Source organism: Xanthobacter sediminis (assembly GCF_043195015.1).
GTDB lineage: Bacteria > Pseudomonadota > Alphaproteobacteria > Rhizobiales > Xanthobacteraceae > Xanthobacter.
This window is the reverse complement of the sequence record NZ_JBAFWH010000019.1, coordinates 42,768-62,134: the sequence shown is the minus strand read 5'-3', so window position 1 is coordinate 62,134 and position 19,367 is coordinate 42,768. Positions and strand designations below refer to the sequence as shown.

Sequence of the window (19,367 nt, the reverse complement as noted above, 5' to 3'; positions counted from 1 at the left end):
ACCGCGCGCCTTCTCTTCAGGCGCCTTGTCGATCTGGTCGTAGGCCGTGAAGGTCGCGCCGCCGGTCTCCGCCAGGATCTTCGTGATCGCGGCCGTCAGCGACGTCTTGCCATGGTCAACGTGACCGATGGTGCCGATGTTGCAGTGCGGCTTCGAACGGTTAAACTTCTCTTTGGCCATCGTTCTCTCTCAGTCGGTCGGGCGCCCGCGCGGGCCGCAAAAAAAGCCGCCGTGGGATAGGGGGTTTCGCGCTCCGATGCAAGACCCGTGCTTCAGCGCACAGAAGGCTTGCCGGCGAATCATATGAGGAATGGAGCGGGTGAAGGGAATCGAACCCTCGTATTCAGCTTGGAAGGCTGCTGCTCTACCATTGAGCTACACCCGCGTCGCGCCGATGCCATAACATGCGCCCGGCAGCTGCGAAAGAGCTGTGCACGAGCCTGAAACCAGCGCCCGCTCGGCCCGACACACATTCGCGCCATATCCGCCCGAAGGGCAGACAACCGCGCACTTCGCTCGGATCTTCCGCCGAAGCCCGGCGCGCCTCATTGACGAGGCCGCGCCGGCTTCCGGCGATGACGACGACGGGTGGTGGAGGGGGTTGGATTCGAACCAACGTAGGCAGAGCCAACGGATTTACAGTCCGTCCCCTTTAACCACTCGGGCACCCCTCCATACGACGGCCCGTCGTCGCTTCCGCCCCGGATGGGACGGCTCGGCAGCGGATCGACACACAAGCAAAGCTTAGTTTCGATCCCCCGGCGGATTGCCGGTTGGCGGCGCGATCGGATCGAGCCGCCGGCCGAGGAACGGGGTTATGTAAGCCGCCTTCGTCCAAGTCAACCCCGCTGCGCCCGCAAAAACGCATCTCCCGCAGCGAGCTGTGGACGACGTCCCGCGGACAGGGGCAGCTCCACGCCGCCGGCCATGCGTGCAGGCCCCTTGCGCGGCAGCGCCGGCTCTGACAAAGCCTCCCCCATGTCAGAGCGCCCACCCCACAAGCCCGCCCGCCCCTCCGGCCCCCGGCGCCCCTTTGCCGGCAAGGGAGGAGGACCACATGGCGGGCCGCCCGGCTTCCGCCCGCGCCGCACCGGCGGCGGCGCGCCCGCGTGGGCGGGGGAGGACGACGTGGCCCTGCTCTATGGCTGGCATACGGTGGCCGAGGCGCTTGCCAATCCGGCGCGCCATTTCCGCAAGATCCTGGCGACGGAAAATGGCGCGCACCGCCTCGTGGAGGCCGGCTTCACGCTGCCGGTGGAGCCGCAGATCGTGCGGCCGTCGGAAATCGACAAGCTCGTGGGCGCGGACGCCGTGCACCAGGGGCTGCTGGCGGAGGTGGACCACCTGCCCTCCCCCCGCCTGAAGGACATCGCCAAGACCGACCTCGTGCTGGTGCTCGACCAGATCACCGATCCGCACAATGTGGGAGCCATCGTGCGCTCGGCGGCTGCGTTCGCGGTCAGCGCCATCGTCACCACCGCGCGCCACAGCCCGGTGGCCACCGGCGTGCTCGCCAAGAGCGCTTCAGGCGGACTGGAGCACGTGCCCATCTGCCTGGTGCAGAACCTCGCCCGCGCACTCAACGAGCTGAAGGACAACGGCATGCTGGTGGTGGGCCTCGACAGCGAGGGCGCGGCCGACCTGGAGGACACGCACCTGCACGCGCCGCTGGCCCTTGTGCTCGGCGCGGAGGGCAAGGGCCTGCGCCAGCTCACGCGCGAAACCTGTCATGTGCTGGCGCGAATCGACCTTCCGGGCGCCATCAAGAGCCTCAACGTCTCCAATGCCGCCGCGCTCTCGCTCGGCATGGCGCGCCGCGCGCTGAAGCGGGGCTGAGGCCCCCGTTTCACCAGGTTTCGCCACGGTGTTACCGGCGACCATCACCTTGCGGCATTGCACCTAAGACTAATAGACTATCGTCGAATACCATCATCCCCGCCACAATAGCTCAGGCGCATGTGCGCCCAGCCCTGCCGAACCGCCCGATCAAAGAGGCGGTGCGCCGGGCCGAAGGAGGAACGCCTTGCCGCCGCTGGCCGGCGCGCATCATCGCGCGGCGTCCTCGGCGTGGCCTTCCCTCCCCCTCGGCCCGCACAGCGGCAGCGCGACAGCCTGAGCTCAGCCCCGCCGGGGAACACGGCCGGGGCATCGACGTGGGAGGACATGTCCATGAGCGTAACCACCGCGCGGGCGGCGGCAGCCCCTCGCCCCATGACGCGGGAAGAGAAGCGGGTCATCTTCGCTTCGTCCCTCGGTACCGTCTTCGAATGGTATGACTTCTATCTCTACGGCTCGCTGGCGGCGATCATCGGCGCGCAGTTCTTCTCCGCCTACCCGCCAGCGACGCGGGACATCTTCGCGCTGCTTGCCTTCGCCGCCGGCTTCCTGGTGCGTCCCTTCGGGGCATTGGTGTTCGGCCGGCTCGGCGATCTCGTGGGCCGCAAGTACACCTTCCTCATCACCATTCTCATCATGGGCCTGTCGACCTTCATCGTCGGCATCCTGCCCAATGCCGCCAGCATCGGCATCCTCGCGCCCATCATCCTGATCGCGCTGCGCCTCCTGCAGGGCCTCGCGCTCGGCGGCGAATACGGCGGCGCCGCCACCTACGTGGCCGAGCACGCACCCCATGGCCGGCGCGGCTTCTACACCTCCTGGATCCAGACCACGGCCACGCTGGGCCTGTTCCTCTCGCTCATCATCATCCTCGTCACCCGCACGGTGACGGGCGAGGAAGCGTTCCGCGAGTGGGGCTGGCGCGTGCCGTTCCTGGTTTCCATCGCCCTGCTCGGTATCTCCGTGTGGATTCGGCTGCAGCTTTCCGAATCGCCCACATTCAAGAAGATGAAGGAGGAAGGCACCACCTCCAAGGCGCCGCTCGCCGAAGCATTCGGCCAGTGGGGCAACATGAAGGTCGTGCTGCTGGCCCTGTTCGGCCTGGTCGCGGGCCAGGGCGTGGTCTGGTACACGGGCCAGTTCTATGCCCTGTTCTTCCTGCAATCGATCCTGAAGGTGGACGGCTATACGTCCAACCTCCTGATCGCGTGGTCGCTGGTGTTCGGCACCATGTTCTTCGTGTTCTTCGGCTGGCTGTCCGACAAGATCGGGCGCAAGCCCATCATCCTGGCGGGCTGCCTCATCGCGGCGGCGAGCTACTTCCCGCTGTTCAACCTCATCACCACCTATGCCAACCCTCCGCTGGAGAAGGCGGTGCAGAACGTGCGGGTGACGGTGGTCGCCGATCCGGCCAATTGCGGCTCGCTGTTCAATCCGGTCGGAACGCGCGTCTACAACCAGCCGTGCGATCTCGCCCGTGACTTCCTGGCCAAGGCGGGTGTCAAATACTCCACCGCGCCCGGCCCAGCCGGTGCCCCGGTGGAGCTGAAGGTGAACGACCAGACGGTGCCTTATGGCCCCGACTTCAACAAAACCGCCGCCGCGACGCTCCAGGCCGCGGGCTATCCCACGGCCGCCAGCAACACCGAAGTGGTGAAGATGGCACACCCGTTCGACATCTTCCGCCCGCAGGTGGCGGCAGTGATCGGGCTGCTGTTCATCCTGGTGCTGTTCGTCACCATGGTTTACGGGCCCATCGCGGCGGCGCTGGTGGAATTGTTCCCCGCGCGCATCCGCTACACCTCCATGTCGCTGCCGTATCACATCGGCAACGGCTGGTTCGGCGGCCTCCTGCCTGCGACGTCTTTCGCCATGGTCGCGGCCACCGGAGACATCTACTTTGGCCTCTGGTATCCGATCGTGATCGCGTTGATGACCTTCGTCATCGGCCTGTTGTTCGTGCCCGAGACCAAGGACCGCGACATCGATCACTGGCACTGAACGCCCTTCCGGGGAACGCTCTTGCGCTGAGCGCTCCTCATGAACCTCTGGCGCGGCGCCTGCCGCCGCGCCCCTCCCGGGACGGCCCCGCACGGCGCGGGGCCGCTTTTTTTGGCGAAGGGCAAGGCTTTGCCCTCGGCTCCGGCGCCCACCGGCTTGACGGGCGCGCGCCGCCGGGAGATGAAGGCTCCGTCGGCATCCGGTACACTTCGTACCCGGCGCTGGCGGCCCGGCCTCTGGCAGCGGGCCTTCCGAACTGGGCCGGCTTAGCACAGCGGTAGTGCAGCGGTTTTGTAAACCGAAGGTCGGGGGTTCGATCCCCTCAGCCGGCACCAGCTCTTCCCTGACTTCTCCAGGCGCACCATCCACGCCTGCCGCACCGCGACGGTTGAACCGGCGGGAAGACGGCATACATGGGCTTCATGCGCGGGGGGCGGCGCAGCCTGTTGCAGCCAATCCGGGGCCTTCATGACGGCTTTTTCCATCCTCGATCTCGTCCGCGTCACCGTGGACGCGGATGCCCGCGCCGCGCTCGACAATGCCCGCGACCTCGCCGCCCACGCCGAGCGCTGGGGCTACCGGCGCTTCTGGGTAGCCGAGCATCACAACATGCCGGGCATCGCCTCGGCCGCCACGGCGGTGGTCATCGGCCACATCGCGGCGGGCACCTCCACCATCCACGTGGGCGCCGGCGGCATCATGCTGCCGAACCACTCCCCCATGGTGGTGGCCGAGCAGTTCGGCACCCTTGCCCGCCTCTTCCCCGGCCGCATCGACCTCGGGCTCGGCCGCGCGCCGGGCACGGACCAGCTCACCTTTCGCGCCCTGCGCCGCACCCATGCCGACGCAGAGCGCTTCCCGCAGGACGTGCTGGAGCTGCAGGCCTACTTCCGCCCCGTGGAGCCGGGGCAGAAGCTCCAGGCGGTGCCCGCAGCCGGGGTCGATGTGCCCTTGTGGATCCTCGGCTCCTCCACCTTCGGCGCGCATCTGGCGGCGGAGCTGGGCCTGCCCTACGCCTTCGCCTCCCATTTCGCGCCAGACCAGCTCATGGACGCGCTCCACGTCTATCGCAGCCGCTTCAAGCCCTCGGCAGTGCTGGCCAAGCCCCACGCCATGGCCGGCATCAACGTGATCGCGGCCGCGACGGATGCCGAGGCGAAGCGGCTCGCCACCACGCAGCAGATGTCGTTCACCAACATCTTCCGCGGTGCGCGGGGCCTCTCCCTGCCGCCCATCGACGATATCGAGACCTACTGGAGCCCGGCCGAGAAGGCCCAGGCGCAGCGCATGCTCGCCTGCTCGGTGGTGGGCGGGCCGCAGACGGTGCGGGCCGGTCTTTCCGCCTTCATCGCCGAGACCGGGGTGGACGAGGTGATGGTGGTGTCCGACATCTTCGACCCCGTGCTGCGCCTGCGCTCCTTCGAGCTCATCGCCGGGCTCGGCCTCGACAACGGGGTGCCGCCGCCGGTGTGAGGCGCCGCGCGCGGCACAACCGCATCTGGCCCCGCCGCAGCATGAATCTTGCTTGCAGGCCGCGGCGGGAGCTTTGCGGCATGAAAACCTTCCTCGACTGGTCGGCTTACGACACCTACGGCATCGGCGACGCTTATTCGGGAATCCCCGCCACCGGCGGGAATTACGCGAAGGCGGTGGCCGTGTGCATGCACAGCCGGGATTGTCAGAATACCGGCAAAGGGGTGATGTGCCCCTCCTACCGCATCACCGGCGACAAGGCCCATTCCACGGAAGCGCGCGTCGCCGCCTTCAAGGCCGCGCTCAATGACGGCGCCGACGCGGCGGCCTTCGCCGACCCGCGGCTCGATGCCGCCATGGACCTGTGCGTCTCGTGCAAAGCCTGCAAGAAGGAATGCCCGAGCGCCGTGGACATGACGCTCATCAAGACCGAATACCTCGCCCAGCGCCACCGGATCAAAGGCGTGCCGATGCGCACCCGCCTGTTCGGCGGCGTGCCGGAATGGACCGGGCGCCATCGCCGCCTGCTGCGGGCCGCCATCCGGCTGCGCAACCGCTGGCGGCTTGCCGCGCGGGTGGCCGAGACATGGCTGGGCATCACCGCCCGCCGGCCCATCCCCGAGCCCACGGCCGAGCCCTTCACCCCCACGCCCGCCCTGGCGCCGGAGAAGGCCCCGCGCGGGGAAGTGATCCTGTTCGTGGACACCTTCTGCCACCATTTCGACCCGGAGATCGCGGAAGCCGCCCAGACGGTGCTGGAAACCGCCGGCTACCGCGTGCGCATGGCCCGCCCCCCCGCCGACGACGCCGAGCCCGGACGGCCGCTCTGCTGCGGGCGCACCTATCTCACCACCGGCATGGTGGAGAAGGCGCGCGGGGAAGCCCGGCGCGTTCTCGCCGCCTTCCGCGACGAGATCGCCGCCAAGACGCCCATCATCGGGCTGGAGCCCTCCTGCCTGCTCTCGCTGCGCGACGAGCTCTACAGCCTGGGGCTGGGCCCGGAGGTGGGGGACCTCGGCAAGCAGCTCTACCTGCTGGAGGAATTCCTCTCCCGCGAGTACCAGAACCGGGGGCTGCGGCTGGACCTGAAGCCGCTGGACCTGCCGAAGGCGCTGCTGCACGGCCACTGCCACCAGAAGGCCTTCGGCGTGATGAAGGCGACCCGCAAGGTGCTCTCCTGGATCCCCGGCTTCTCCTACGACATCGTGGAGACGAGCTGCTGCGGCATGGCCGGCTCGTTCGGCCTGGAGGCGGAGCACTACGAGGCCTCCATGGAGATGGCGGAGCTGAAGCTGCTGCCCTCCGTGCGCGCGACACCGCCCGAGGCCCCGCTCATCGCCAATGGCTTCTCCTGCCGCCACCAGATCGAGCACGGTACCGGCCGCAAGGCCCGCCACATCGCCCTTCTGCTGCGCGACGCCCTCGCCGCCCCGGCGCGCTGACGCCATCGGCCCCGGCCGTCGGCCGGTGCCCCCTGCGTCTCGCTCAGACGGGCAGCGCCTCCGCCGCCTCCGCCAGGCCGGGCGCGACGAGCAGATCGAGGAAGGCGCGCGGCGCCCCGTCGAGGGCCGCCCGCCGGTCGCGCGCCTTGGCGCCGGTGGCGGGACCGGGGCGCGCATGGGCCACCACCAGCTCCCAGCACAGCTCCGGCTCCGCCAGCTCCACCACCGCCAGCGCCGAGGCCCGCGCCCGCGCGATGGCCTCGGGCACCAGCGCCACCCCCAGCCCCCGCGCCACCAGGGCCAGCAGGGTGTCGAGATCGCTCACCTCGAAGGCGAGGCGGCGCTCCACCCCCGCCTGGGCAAAGCCGCGATCCACCACGCCCCGCGTGCCCCAGCCGGGCTCGAAGTCCACGAACGGCTCCTCGGCCAGATCGCCAAGGCCCACCCGTGCGCGGCGGGTCAGCCGGTGGCCCTTGGGGCACACCAGCACCAGCGCCTCGCAGGCGATGAGGGTGGTGGCGATATCCGCCGGCGCATGGCACAGGGGCAGCACGGCAAGGTCGAGCGTGCCCGCCCGCACCTTCTCCAGCAGCTCCCCGGTGCCGCCCTGGCACAGCCGCACCTCGATGGCGGGAAAGGCCGCATGGAAGCGCGCCAGCAGCGCCGGCAGGTCGAGGAAGGCCGGCAGGCTCTGCACCGTGCCGATGGAAAGCGCGCCCCGCTCCAGCCCCGCCACGGCGGCCACCGCTTCCCGCGCCTCCCGCGCGGCGGCAAGCACATGGCGCGCCTTGTCCAGGAACACCCGGCCGGCGGCGGTGAGGCGCACCTGGCGGGTGGTGCGCACGAAGAGCTGGGCGCCCAGCTCCTCCTCCAGCGCCCGCACGGAGCTGGATAGCGCCGACTGGACGATGTTCGCGCGCCGCGCGGCGCGGGTGAAGTGCCCCTCCTCCGCCACCGCGACGAAATGCTGAAGCTGCCGCAGTTCCATGGCCGCCCCTCGCTCCAACTCATCTTCAATTGAGATCAATCTGATCTCGATATTCCATTTGAAAGATTAATGGCACGCGCCCATGGTGCGCAAGCTTTCGGACGGGCCAGGCGCCCGAGGAGGACGAAAACCATGCAGATCGGCTTCATCGGTTTGGGCCAAATGGGTTCCGGCATGGCCGGAAACCTCGTGAAGGCCGGACACGCCGTCACCGTCTACAACCGCACCCAGGCCAAGGCCGATGCCCTGGTGGCGGCGGGTGCCGCCCGCGCGGCCGAGGTGGCCGATGCCTGCCGGGGCGAGGCGGTGGTGACCATGCTCGCCAATGACGCGGCGGTGGAAGAGGTGGTGTTCGCCCCCGGAGGGCTCATCGCCACATTGCCGAAGGGCGCCCTCCACGTTTCCGCCAGCACCATCTCCGTCGCGCTGTCGGAGCGGCTCGCCGCCGCGCATGCGGAAGCCGGGCAGCTCTATGTGTCGGCGCCCGTGTTCGGCCGGCCCGAGGTGGCGGCGGCCGGCAACCTGTTCGTGGTGGCCGCCGGCGCGCCCGAGGCGATCGCCGCAGCCCGGCCTCTGTTCGAGGCGGTCGGCCAGCGCACCTTCGAGCTTTCCGAGATCCCCTCCCGCGCCAATCTCGTGAAGCTCTCCGGCAATTTCCTCATCGCCTGCGTCATCGAATCCCTGGGCGAGGCCATGGCGCTGGTGGGCAAGGGCGGTATCGACAAGGGCGCGTATCTGGAGCTTCTCACCTCCACCTTGTTCGGCGCGCCCGTCTACAAGACCTATGGCCGCCTGCTGGCGGAGCCCGGCGACCACCCGGTGGGCTTCGCCGCCCCGCTGGGCCTGAAGGACATCAAGCTCGCGCTCGCGGCCGGTGAGGCGCTGGAGGTGCCGCTGCCGCTCGCGAGCCTGCTGCGCGACCGCTTCCTCACCCTCCTCGCCAACGGCGGCGCCGACCAGGACTGGTCCGCCATCGGCCGCCTCGCCGCCCGCGATTCCGGACAAGCCTGAGCCCCCACCCGCCAGAACGTTTCACGGAAACGCCCTGGCGCTCTTGAGTTCACGCATTTTCCTCACGCGAAGCGGTATCCGCTTCGCTCGAAAATGCTCTTGGAGACATCCCCATGGAACAGATCGAAATCGGCTCTTCGGGCATCAAGACCTCGCGCATCGGCCTGGGCACCTGGGCCATCGGCGGCTGGATGTGGGGCGGCTCCGATGAAAAGGACGCCATCGCCACCATCCGCGCCGCGGTGGAGCGCGGCATCACGCTCATCGACACCGCCCCTGTCTACGGCTTCGGCCACTCGGAGGAGATCGTGGGCAAGGCGCTGGCCGGGGGCCTGCGCGAGAAGGTGCAGATCGCCACCAAGGTCGGCCTCGCCTGGAAGGACGGCAAGGTGTTCCGCGACAGCCGCCCGGCCCGTCTTCGCCAGGAGATCGAGGATTCGCTGCGGCGCCTGAAGACCGACGCCATCGACCTCTACCAGGTGCACTGGCCCGATCTCGAAACCCCGTTCGAGGAGACCGCGCGCACCCTGGATGAGCTGAAGCGCGAGGGGAAGATCCGCGCCATCGGCGTCTCCAACTATTCCCCCGCGCAGATGGACGCCTTCCGCGCCGCCGCCCCGCTCGATGCGGTGCAGCCGCCCTACAATTTGTTCGAGCGGGAGATCGAGGCGGACGTGCTGCCCTATGCGGCGCGCACCGGCCTCACCGTGCTGAGCTACGGCGCCCTGTGCCGGGGCCTGCTCTCCGGCCGCATGACCCCCGCCACCACCTTCGAGGGCGACGACCTGCGCAAGGTGGACCCGAAGTTCACCGCCCCGCGCTTCCCGCAATATCTCAAGGCGGTGGAGGAGCTCCGAGCCCTCGCCCAGGCGCGCTACGGCAAGCCGGTGCTGGCGCTGGCCGTGCGCTGGGTGCTGGACCAGGGGCCGACCATCGCGCTGTGGGGCGCACGCCATCCCGGCCAGCTCGACCCGGTCTCGCAGGTAGACGGCTTCCACATCGACGCCGAAACGAAGGCGGAGATCGACGCCATCCTCGCGCGGACGGTGAGCGACCCCGTCTCCCCCGCCTTCATGGCCCCACCCGCCAAGCGGCCCGTTGAGGCCGCCTGATCCGGCCGGAGGCCAGGAGCGCCGCCGACGGCGTCCACCCGCCCAGCCTCGGGCGGGTGGCGCGCGGCGGCCGCAGCGTTCATCGGCGAGGCGCGAAGGGGCAAGCTCCGTCGGCGCGGGGGCAGGCCGGAGCACCGCAGGAGGCCGGCCGAGAGCATTTTCCGCACGCACCGGCCCGCAGAAATTTCTATAGTTTATTGATATTGCACGTTTTATTCACGCGAACCGGAAGCGGCTTCGCTTGAAAAAGCTCTAGCCGGCTGGCCCCGGCATTCCCCACCGCAATGGGCAGCTCGGCTGCGTGCGGACGAGTGCCGCCACCGAGCGAGCGGCAGGCTTGCATCCGCCATTCGCGTCTCAACTGCCGCCGGCTTCGTGAAATCGCCGCGCGCTTCCGCCGGAATCGCCTTGCTTCCGGGCAGGCGCCGGGGTGCCGCCCGGCGCCTGCGGGAAGCCGCCGGGCTCCTGCAGGCGCGCCATGTGGGCGAGTTCATCCATGATGCCGCCGGCGAGGGCGGAAAGCTCCGGCGCGGCCGGCATCGGCGGCGGCGCCATGGCGTCCCGCTCATCCGGCGTCGCGGCGATATCGCGCGCGAGCGCCCGCAATGCCGCAGCGTCCTCGGGCGTCGCCTCCCGACCGGCCCGCGCGGAATGGGCGGTGATGCGGTCGCAGATCCGCTCCGCCCCGGCGACGAGGGGAAACCAGGCGCCGGCCTCGGTGCAGGCGGGCGGCGGCTCCATCATGGCGATGCGCAGGGTCGCGCGCATGTCCGCAAGGCGCCCGTAGATGCGGCGGCGGTGCTCCGAGAGGCCCAGGGACGCGCCCGAAGCGGACACCCCGCAGGCAGCCAGGAGATATTCGCCCAGCATGCCCTTCACCTCATGGAAGCGCGCCGCAAGGTGCCCGTAGCGCGAGCGCGGCCACAGGAAATAGCCGAACACCAGCACGATGGCGCCGCCAATGAAGGTGTCGGCGATGCGCTGGACCGCATAGTCCATGTTGCGCGGGCCGGGCTGGATGATGTCCACCAGCAGTAGCACCAGCGGCGCCAGCACCACCGCCTGCAGCACGTAGGAGCGGCGCATGGCCCAGGGCAGCACCGCCGACAGCGCGGCGATGACGAGGACCACCGGTTGCCCCTTGGGCAGGAGAACGAGCGCCGCCGCGCCCAGCCCCGCGCCGGCGATGGTGCCCACGCAGCGCAGCACCGCCCGCGCGAACACCGAGCCGAGATCGGGCTTCATGACGAGGCTGACGGTGAGGGGAATCCAGAACCAGTGGCTCTGCCGGTCCACCCAGTGGGCCGCATAGGCAAGGCCCATGCACAGGCCGAGCGCGAGGGCCGCGCGCAAATTCTCCCATCCGGGCGCGAGGCGATCGAGGCGCAGGCGCAGCCCTCCGCCCGCCTGCAGCGCCACCTGCTCCGGCGCTTCCGCCCCTGGCGCGGCACGCAGGGCGGCGGCACTGGTGCGCACGGCGGCGGTGAGCGGGTCGCGCATGCCGTCCGGCGAAGCGCCCTCTGGCAGGTCGCCGCGAGCTTCCGCCTTGGCGAGCGCGTCGAGCCGCGCCGCCGCAGCCTGCAACGCCCCGACATCTTCCGACGACAGCAGCGCCGCGAACAGGCCGTCACAGGCCTGCACGAGAGCCGCGAGATCATCCGCCTCGCCGTGGTGGCCACCGCTGGAGGCGCGGGCTTCCAGCATCAGGCCGGCAAGGGCGCAGAGCGCATCCGTCACCTTCCGCCGTGCGGCCTCCAGAGGCGCGACGGGCCCTTGGGCGCCCGATTCCTGCACGCCAAGTTCTTTTGCGCGTGCCTCCGCGAGGCCTGCCAGCGCCGAGGCGAGAGCCGTCTTCGCCTGCCGCTGCGGCCGGCGAGGAAACAGCAGCGCCTCCACCGCCAGCACCGCCATGTAGAAGACCATGCCGGCCATGTAGAGCACGCTCAACCACCAATAGGGCCCGATGCCGGGCACGCCGATGGCGATGGAGGCGAGCAGCAGCGCCTGCATGGTGCCGATGGACCAGATGGCGCCATAGCCGCTGAGCAGCCCGCCCGCGAAGCCCGCCACCGCCATGGCCGCCACCGTGGCACCCCAGGGCAGCCCCGCGAGATATCCGGCCAGGTAGCCGAGGCAGCCGATGAGGCCCGAAAGCACAAGGCGGCGGAACACGACGCGATAGGTGCCTTCCGGCTCTCCCGCCGCCATCATCAGCGTGCCCATGGAGATCCACATGCCCGTGACGACGGCGTCGCAGGCATAGCCCACGGAAAAGGGCACGCCGATGCAGAAGGCTGCGCGGATGGCCCGGCCCCAGGGCCAGGGCGCGGGCTTCAGCCGCGCCAGCTCCCGCACCCAGGCATTGGGATGGGAAAAGCCGCCCTCCGGCGCGCTCGCCCGCGCCGCCGCTTGATCCACGCTCATTCCTGCTCCCCGCATGGACGGCGGGCACGCGCCTCGGCCCAGGCCCACCGGAGTGCCACCGAGGTTATATGAAACCATGAGTTCTGTCGTGGCGTTGCGGAAGGTGCGGCACAACGAAAAAGGGCCCCGGCCGGAACGTGCCGGCCGGGGCCCTCATGCTTCGGCGTGGAAGGATTACTCCGCTGCGCTCACATAGAGCTTGCCGCCCTCGGCCAGAAACTCCTGCGACTTCTGCCGCATGCCCTCGGCCGCGGCCTCAGCGGTGAGGGTGCCGTCCGCCCCCTCCATGAGCTTGGCCTCGGCGCGCAGTTCCTGGGTGATCTTCATGGAGCAGAACTTCGGCCCGCACATGGAGCAGAAGTGCGCCACCTTGTGCGCATCCTTGGGCAAGGTCTCGTCGTGGAACTTCTGCGCGGTGTCGGGGTCGAGGCCCAGGTGGAACTGGTCCTGCCAGCGGAAGTCGAAGCGCGCCCGGCTCACCGCATTGTCGCGGATCTGCGCGGCCGGGTGGCCCTTCGCAAGGTCGGCGGCGTGGGCGGCGATCTTGTAGGTGATGACGCCGGTCTTCACGTCGTCGCGGTCCGGCAGGCCCAGATGCTCCTTGGGCGTGACGTAGCAGAGCATGGCGCAGCCGAACCAGCCGATCATGGCCGCGCCGATGCCGGAGGTGATGTGATCGTAGCCGGGCGCGATATCGGTGGTCAGCGGGCCCAAGGTGTAGAACGGCGCCTCGCCGCAGGCCTTGAGCTGCTTGTCCATGTTGGCCTTGATCTTGTGCATGGGCACGTGGCCCGGCCCCTCGATCATGACCTGGCAGCCCTTCTGCCACGCGATATTGGCGAGCTCCCCCAGGGTCTCCAGCTCGGCGAACTGGGCGGCGTCGTTGGCATCGGCGATGGAGCCGGGGCGCAGGCCGTCGCCCAGCGAGAAGGAGACGTCATACGCGCGCATGATGTCGCAGATCTCGTCGAACCGCTCATAGAGGAACGATTCGCGATGCCCCGCGAGGCACCAGCGCGCCATGATGGAGCCGCCGCGGCTGACGATGCCGGTGGTGCGCCGCGCGGTGAGCGGCACATAGGCCAGCCGCACGCCGGCATGGATGGTGAAATAGTCGATGCCCTGCTCGGCCTGTTCGATGAGCGTGTCCTTGAACACCTCCCAGTCGAGCTTGAGCGGGTCGCCGCCCACCTTCTCCAGCGCCTGGTAGATCGGGACGGTGCCGATGGGCACCGGCGAGTTGCGCACGATCCAGGAGCGGATGTTGTGGATGTTGCGGCCGGTGGAAAGGTCCATCACCGTGTCGGCGCCCCAGCGGATGGCCCACACCATCTTCTCCACCTCGTCGGCGGCGGAGGAGGTGACGGCCGAATTGCCGATGTTGGCGTTGATCTTCACCAGGAAGTTGCGGCCGATGACCATCGGCTCCAATTCGGTGTGGTTGATGTTCGCGGGGATGATGGCGCGGCCCCTGGCGATTTCCGCGCGCACGAACTCGGGCGTGATGAAGGGCGGGATCTCGGCGCCGAAGCTCTCGCCGTCGGCGAGCGCCTCGGCGGCGCGCTCCAACGCCTCGGCGCGGCCGAGGTTCTCGCGAGCGGCCGCGAACACCATCTCCTCAGTGATGATGCCGGCGCGGGCGAACTCGTACTGGGTCGCCATCTGGCCGGGGGCAGCGCGGCGGATGGTGCGCTCGGCGGGGCAGGCCGCCACCAGCCGGTCTCCGGCGAAACCGTTGTCCTCCGGCTTCACCTCGCGCGGGACGACCGCCTCGAAGCCGCGCCCGGCCACCCATGCCTCGCGCTGGCCACGGATGCCGGCGTCGAGGTCCACGGCGGGCGCGCATTCCGTGTAGAGGCCCGAGGAATCATAGACATGCACCGGCGGCTCGGCCGGATCGGACAGCACGATCTCCCGCACCGGCACGCTCATGCCGGCCTGGCCGGGGACCTCGATATAACGCTTGCGGGAGCCCACGATGGGGCCGGTGGTGACGGTCTTGGGACCGCCCGTGCTCATCTTGCTGGGATCGACGGCTGTGTTCATGGCGCATCCTCTCTGGCACACGAGCGATCCGGACTCGCCTGGGGCAGATTGGGTGCGGCTTTCGCCTGACCGCGACCACGCATGCGCTTGCCGCAGGTTCCCGTCCCTCCGCCGGTATGAGCCGGATCAGGTTCAAGGGTCAGGGCGGCGCGCCCACTCTCAGCCCCCGCTCTCAGGGCCCCCCTCGGAACGATGCGACTGTCCGCGTCCCGCGCCCCTTTGTCAATCCGCGCCCTGCGGCAGGCGGGCGCCGGTGCCCAGCCGACACGCGCCGGCCGTTGGGCTATACAGGCGCCACGAGTCGGTCGACCCGTTCCGCGCTCATCTTCAGGACCCTCCCATGGACGTGCAGACTTTCGATGTGCCCGACGTGAAGCTGGTGACGCCGAAGCGCTTCGGCGACAGCCGCGGCTTCTTCACCGAGACCTGGAGCGACCGGGTGTTCCGTGCCGAAGTGGCCGACATGGGCTTCGTGCAGGACAACCACTCCCTCTCGGCGCCCCGGGGCACCCTGCGCGGCCTGCACTACCAGAAGCCGCCCACCGCCCAGGGCAAGCTGGTGCGCGTGGTGCGCGGCGCCATCTTCGACGTGGCCGTGGATGTCCGCCATGGCTCGCCCACCTTCGGCCGCCACGTGGCGGTGACGCTGGATGCCGCCATCGGCGCCCAGCTCTGGGTGCCGCCGGGCTTCCTCCATGGCTTCTGCACGCTGGAGGACAATTGCGAGGTGGTCTACAAGGTGACCGAATACTACAGCCCCGCCGATGATGGCGGCGTCGCCTTCGATGACCCCGACATCGGCATCGCCTGGCCGGTGGCCGCGGCGGAGCTGGTGCTCTCCGACAAGGACCGCAAGCACCCGCGCCTCAAGGACCTGCCGGCCTATTTCAGCTATCGCTGAGCGCCCGCCGGGGCGCGGGCGGCTTTGCCGTTTGCGCCCCGCGGTTCAGGGGCTTCAGTTGGCGAACAGGAGGATGCCGGCGCCGAGCAGCAGCTCGCCCACCAGCACCCCGGCGAACACCGAGCGCCGCAGCAGCGCGAAGCCTGCGACGCCCCCGGCCACCGCCCCGAGCCGTACCAGCAGCGGCACCGCCAGGAGCGGCCCGGCAGGCACGAACAGCAGCCGCGCGATCACCGCCGCCAGCAGCGCCGTCGCCACCGCCTTCACCCAGTGAAACACCTCGCTGCCCGCCTCCACCCGCCGGCCGGCGAGCACCGCGAGCGAGCGCCAGACCTCCGTGGGCAGGAAGCCCACCAGCACGACGATGAGCACCGCCGCACCTTCCGTCAGCGCCGCGCTCATGCCCGCCTCCGAAGCCTGCGCCCGGCCACGTACGCGAGCGTGCCGCCGCCCACCCCCGCGATCAGCAGGTCCAGCCCGCCGTCGAGCCCGGAGACGAAGGGCATGATGACGAAGCCGGCGCCGAGCGCCAGCCACTCCGTGCGCGTGGCGGCATTGCGCACCATGAGCACCGAGAAGGACAGGGGTGTGAGGAACAAAAGCATGCCCGCGAGGGGCCCTGAGAGGCTGCCGGCCATGAGATAGCCCACCACCGTGCCGGCCATGCTCACGCCCACCAGCGTGTTCGCGAGGCCGAGGGTGAAGGGCACCCGCGCCTCGCCCGGCAGGTGGGGCAGCAGGCGCAGCCCCTCCACCCACAGCGTCATCGCCACATAGTGGGCACACAGCAGCTCGATCAGCGTACTGCGGCGCGGGCCGCGCATGTAGGGGGCCACCGAGACCACCATGGGCAGGAGCCGCATGGAGGAGAGCGTGACCGCGAAAGCAAGGGCCGGCAGCGCCGAGCCGGCGGCGAGGCCACCCACCAGGATCACCTGCGCCGGCAGTGCCCACACCAGCAGCGTGGAAAGCACGCCCGCCCCGAGCGGAAAGGCGAGCCCGTGCAGCAGCGCGCCGAAGCCGGTGTAGCTCGCGAACAGCACCAGCGCCGGCACGGAGATGCCATGGCGCGCGCCCTGGAGCGCCCAGCCCAGGGTGGAGCGGACAGGCGGCGCGGGCGCGGTGAGGTCGGGCGGGGTCCTCTGGGACATGGGCAGGCCGGGGCAGGAGTCTTCCGGGGTGTTCGTAAGGTCGCCATACCATTTGCGCGGGGAATGCGACAGGCCCCTGTCTCACCACGCCCGGCGCAGGCGCCTTTCCCGCGCGGGCGGTGTAATGTAGGCAGAACTTCCGGCGCGCGAAAGGATTGCGGCGGCGCCGCCGCAACGTCATCCTCCCTGCGCCTGCTCCGAATCGGTCGCCTGCCCGTGCTTCGCATCGACATTCCGTATCGCGACCCGTTCGCCGCCTTCCACGCCTTCGCCGACGCGCCCTTCTGCGCCTTCCTGGACAGCGCCGCCGCCGGCGATCCCCGCGCGCGTTTCTCCTATATCTGCGCCGACCCGTTCCGCGTCATCACCGCCGACGGGGCGGGCACCAGGGTGGACGGGCGGGCGGTGACGGGAACCCCGTTCCAGGTGCTCGCGCAGGCGCTGGCGGCCCATAAGGATGCGCCGGCCCCGCGCGCGGAAGATGGCGCCATGCCCTTCACGGGCGGCGCGGTAGGCTTCCTGGGCTACGACCTCGGCCGCCACCTGGAACGCCTGCCCGTCCCGCGCGCCGGGCAGCCGCCGGTGCCGGAAATGGCCATGGGCCTTTACGATGTCGTGCTCGCCTTCGACCATGCCGAGAAGCGCGCCTGCCTCTTCTCCTCCGGCCTGCCGGAGGCCGACCCGGCGGCCCGCCGGCGGCGCGCCGAGGCGCGGGCAGCGGCGGCGCTCGAGCGCCTCGCGTCCGCCCCCGCCACCGCGCCGGCACCGGACTGGAGCGTAACCGGCCGCTTCGCGCCCGACCAGCCGCGCGCGGCCGTGGAAGCCTCGGTGGCGCGGGTGATCGAGTACATCCGCGCCGGGGACATCTTCCAGGCCAACCTGACCCAGCAGATGCGCGCGCCCCTGCCGGCGGGGCTCACGGACCTTCAGCTCTACGCGCGCCTCAGGGCCGTGAGCCCGACGCCGTTCGCGGCGTTCCTGCGCTGCGGCCCGGAGCTGGCGGTGCTCAGCGCCTCGCCCGAGCGCTTCCTCAGCCTCGATGCCGAAGGACGCGTCGAGACCCGCCCCATCAAGGGCACCCGCCGCCGCGCCGCCGACCCGGCCGCCGATGCCGCTTTGGCCGCCGAGCTCGTCGCCTCGGTGAAGGACCGGGCGGAGAACCTCATGATCGTGGACCTCATGCGCAACGATCTCAGCCGCGTGAGCCGGGTGGGCAGCGTGAAGGTGCCGGTGTTGTGCGGGCTCGAAACCTTCGCGAACGTCCACCACCTCGTCTCGGTGGTGGAGAGCCGGCTGCGGGAGGGGCTCGGCCCGGTGGATCTGCTCACCGCCTGCTTCCCCGGCGGCTCCATCACCGGCGCGCCCAAGATCCGCGCCATGGAGATCATCCACGAGCTGGAGCCCTTCCCGCGCGGCGTCTATTGCGGCTCGGTGGCCTGGATCGGCTTCGACGGCGCCATGGATTCCTCCATCGTCATCCGCACCATCACCCGCGCCGGCGACACGCTGCTGACCCATGCGGGCGGCGGCATCGTGGCCGATTCAGACCCGGCCGACGAATACGAGGAAAGCCTCGTGAAGCTCGCGCCCATGCTGCGCGCCCTTTCCGGAGAAGGCCGGTGAAGCTCTTCCTCAACGGCGCCCTGATGGAGACCGAGGCGGCCCATATCGCCCCCGGCGACCGCGGCTTCACCCTGGGCGACGGCCTGTTCGAAACCCTGCGGGTGCGCGGCGGCCTCCTGCGGCGCCTGCCCGCCCATCTCGCCCGCCTCACCCGCGGCGCCGCGGTGCTGGGCCTGCCCCTGCCGGCGCTGGATTTCGGCGCGGCGCTGGAACAGGTACGGGCCGCCAATGCCCTCGACAACGGCGTGCTGCGCCTCACGGTCACCCGCGGCAGCGGCCCGCGCGGCGTGCTGCCGCCGGCGGAGCCCCACCCCACGGTGCTCATCACCGCCGCCCCCATGGCGCCGCCCCCGCCGCCGGCGCGGCTCATCATCGCCGGCGTGACCCGGCGCAACGAGCGCTCGCCGCTGGCCCAGGTGAAGTCCCTCAACTATCTCGACAACATCCTCGCCCGCCAGGAGGCGGCGCGGGCCGGCGCCGACGACGCGCTGCTGCTCAACACCAGGGAGCGCCTCGCCGAAAGCACCATCGCCAACCTGTTCGCGGTGATCGACGGGCGGCTCGTCACCCCGCCCTTGTCGGAGGGCGCCCTGCCCGGCGTGATGCGGGCCGCGGTGAAGGCCCAGGGGGCGGAGGAGCGGCCGCTGACGCCGGACGACCTCGCCGAGGCGGAAGAGATCTTCCTCACCTCCAGCCTCGGCATCCGCCCGGTGGCGCGCCTGGCCGAGCGGGAGTTCAGCATTTTTCCGGTAGCCGAGCGCCTCGCGGCCCATCTCGGCGAGGCGTGATGACCATTCCCACCTTGCGTACGGAACGGCTGCTGCTGCGCCCCTGGCGCGCGGAAGACCGCGACGCCCTGTGGGCCATGCAGTCCGACCCGGCGGTGATGGAATTTCTGATGCCGGTGCCCGACCGCGCCGCCTCGGATGCGGTGGCGGACCGCATCGCCCGCCATTTCGCCGACCATGGCTTCGGCCTGTGGGTAGTGGAAGTGCCGGGGGTGACGCCGTTCGCCGGCTATTGCGGCCTCGTGCATGTGCCCTATGTCGCCTATTTCACCCCGGCGGTGGAGATCGGCTGGCGCTTCCTGCGCGCGTCCTGGGGCCACGGCTATGCCACCGAGGCGGCCCGCGCGTGCCTGCGACATGGCTTCGAGGGGCTCGGGCTCGACGAGATCATCGCCCTCACCGTGCCCGCCAACCGCCGCTCGCGCGCGGTGATGGAGCGGCTCGGCATGATCCATGATCCGAGCGACGATTTCGACATGCCCACCGTGCCCGAAGGCCACCGGCTGCGGCATCACGTGCTGTACCGCCTGCCGCGAAGCGCCCTGCGGCCGGACGCCGACACCTGAGCCGC

Annotated in this window: 16 protein-coding genes, 3 tRNA genes and 1 riboswitch; of the genes, 11 read left to right on the top strand and 8 right to left on the bottom strand. The window is 70.2% G+C overall.

Annotated features, from left to right (window positions below; all coding sequences use genetic code 11):
* The 3 genes from V5F61_RS18660 to V5F61_RS18650 form a co-directional block, all read right to left on the bottom strand.
* Positions 1 to 180 (bottom strand): GTP-binding protein (locus V5F61_RS18660; protein ID WP_394104007.1); only part of this gene is annotated, 180 nt, incomplete at its 3' end.
* A gap of 131 nt (positions 181 to 311) precedes the next feature.
* A tRNA-Gly gene (locus V5F61_RS18655) sits at positions 312 to 385 on the bottom strand.
* Positions 386 to 589: 204 nt separating this feature from the next.
* Positions 590 to 674: transfer RNA gene (locus V5F61_RS18650), tRNA-Tyr, on the bottom strand.
* 304 nt (positions 675 to 978) lie between these two features.
* On the opposite strand from V5F61_RS18650, the gene rlmB reads away from it, so the two are divergent.
* From rlmB to V5F61_RS18625, 5 genes are all read left to right on the top strand, one after another.
* Positions 979 to 1,836 (top strand): 23S rRNA (guanosine(2251)-2'-O)-methyltransferase RlmB, encoded by an 858-nt coding sequence (rlmB, locus tag V5F61_RS18645; protein WP_393990100.1) that lies wholly within the window; start codon positions 979 to 981, stop codon positions 1,834 to 1,836.
* Between the two features lie 333 nt (positions 1,837 to 2,169).
* A complete protein-coding gene (locus V5F61_RS18640; RefSeq protein ID WP_393990101.1) occupies positions 2,170 to 3,837 on the top strand; it encodes an MFS transporter in 1,668 nt (555 codons plus the stop codon).
* Between the two features lie 260 nt (positions 3,838 to 4,097).
* Positions 4,098 to 4,172, top strand: a tRNA-Thr gene (locus V5F61_RS18635).
* Positions 4,173 to 4,305: 133 nt separating this feature from the next.
* Positions 4,306 to 5,310 (top strand): LLM class flavin-dependent oxidoreductase, encoded by a 1,005-nt coding sequence (locus V5F61_RS18630; RefSeq protein WP_393990102.1) that lies wholly within the window; start codon positions 4,306 to 4,308, stop codon positions 5,308 to 5,310.
* A gap of 80 nt (positions 5,311 to 5,390) precedes the next feature.
* Entirely contained in the window at positions 5,391 to 6,752 is a 1,362-nt protein-coding gene (locus V5F61_RS18625) for a (Fe-S)-binding protein (protein ID WP_393990103.1), read from the top strand.
* A gap of 43 nt (positions 6,753 to 6,795) precedes the next feature.
* Here V5F61_RS18625 and V5F61_RS18620 read toward each other — a convergent pair whose 3' ends face one another.
* Complete coding sequence (locus tag V5F61_RS18620) at positions 6,796 to 7,740, bottom strand: LysR family transcriptional regulator (protein WP_393990104.1); 945 nt, start codon at positions 7,738 to 7,740, stop codon at positions 6,796 to 6,798.
* Between the two features lie 132 nt (positions 7,741 to 7,872).
* On the opposite strand from V5F61_RS18620, the gene V5F61_RS18615 reads away from it, so the two are divergent.
* A complete protein-coding gene (locus V5F61_RS18615; protein WP_393990105.1) occupies positions 7,873 to 8,751 on the top strand; it encodes an NAD(P)-dependent oxidoreductase in 879 nt (292 codons plus the stop codon).
* Positions 8,752 to 8,864: 113 nt separating this feature from the next.
* Positions 8,865 to 9,863 (top strand): aldo/keto reductase, encoded by a 999-nt coding sequence (locus V5F61_RS18610; RefSeq protein WP_393990106.1) that lies wholly within the window; start codon positions 8,865 to 8,867, stop codon positions 9,861 to 9,863.
* Positions 9,864 to 10,220: 357 nt separating this feature from the next.
* Here the strand turns inward: V5F61_RS18610 and V5F61_RS18605 are convergent, their stop codons facing one another.
* Positions 10,221 to 12,287: an FUSC family protein gene (locus tag V5F61_RS18605; protein WP_393990107.1), complete on the bottom strand. Its 2,067-nt coding sequence runs from the start codon at positions 12,285 to 12,287 to the stop codon at positions 10,221 to 10,223.
* A 174-nt stretch (positions 12,288 to 12,461) separates the two neighbouring features.
* Positions 12,462 to 14,333 (bottom strand): phosphomethylpyrimidine synthase ThiC, encoded by a 1,872-nt coding sequence (gene thiC, locus V5F61_RS18600; protein ID WP_393990108.1) that lies wholly within the window; start codon positions 14,331 to 14,333, stop codon positions 12,462 to 12,464.
* Positions 14,334 to 14,419: 86 nt separating this feature from the next.
* A riboswitch (TPP riboswitch) is annotated at positions 14,420 to 14,528 on the bottom strand.
* A gap of 145 nt (positions 14,529 to 14,673) precedes the next feature.
* Between thiC and rfbC the strand changes: the two genes are divergently transcribed.
* Complete coding sequence (gene rfbC, locus V5F61_RS18595; protein WP_393990109.1) at positions 14,674 to 15,234, top strand: dTDP-4-dehydrorhamnose 3,5-epimerase; 561 nt, start codon at positions 14,674 to 14,676, stop codon at positions 15,232 to 15,234.
* Positions 15,235 to 15,288: 54 nt separating this feature from the next.
* Here rfbC and V5F61_RS18590 read toward each other — a convergent pair whose 3' ends face one another.
* A complete protein-coding gene (locus tag V5F61_RS18590) occupies positions 15,289 to 15,636 on the bottom strand; it encodes an AzlD domain-containing protein (RefSeq protein WP_393990110.1) in 348 nt (115 codons plus the stop codon).
* A complete protein-coding gene (locus V5F61_RS18585; protein WP_394104064.1) occupies positions 15,633 to 16,385 on the bottom strand; it encodes an AzlC family ABC transporter permease in 753 nt (250 codons plus the stop codon). Before V5F61_RS18585 ends, V5F61_RS18590 begins: the two co-directional genes overlap by 4 nt.
* 216 nt (positions 16,386 to 16,601) lie before the next feature.
* Between V5F61_RS18585 and pabB the strand changes: the two genes are divergently transcribed.
* Genes pabB through V5F61_RS18570 form a run of 3 tightly spaced genes read left to right on the top strand, consistent with a single transcriptional unit; the run spans position 16,602 to position 19,362 of the window.
* Positions 16,602 to 18,008: an aminodeoxychorismate synthase component I gene (gene pabB, locus V5F61_RS18580; RefSeq protein ID WP_393990112.1), complete on the top strand. Its 1,407-nt coding sequence runs from the start codon at positions 16,602 to 16,604 to the stop codon at positions 18,006 to 18,008.
* Positions 18,005 to 18,796, top strand: coding sequence for an aminotransferase class IV (locus tag V5F61_RS18575; protein ID WP_393990113.1), 792 nt, complete (start codon positions 18,005 to 18,007; stop codon positions 18,794 to 18,796). Before pabB ends, V5F61_RS18575 begins: the two co-directional genes overlap by 4 nt.
* Complete coding sequence (locus V5F61_RS18570; protein ID WP_393990114.1) at positions 18,796 to 19,362, top strand: GNAT family N-acetyltransferase; 567 nt, start codon at positions 18,796 to 18,798, stop codon at positions 19,360 to 19,362. Before V5F61_RS18575 ends, V5F61_RS18570 begins: the two co-directional genes overlap by 1 nt.
* The last annotated feature ends 5 nt before the right edge of the window (positions 19,363 to 19,367 follow it).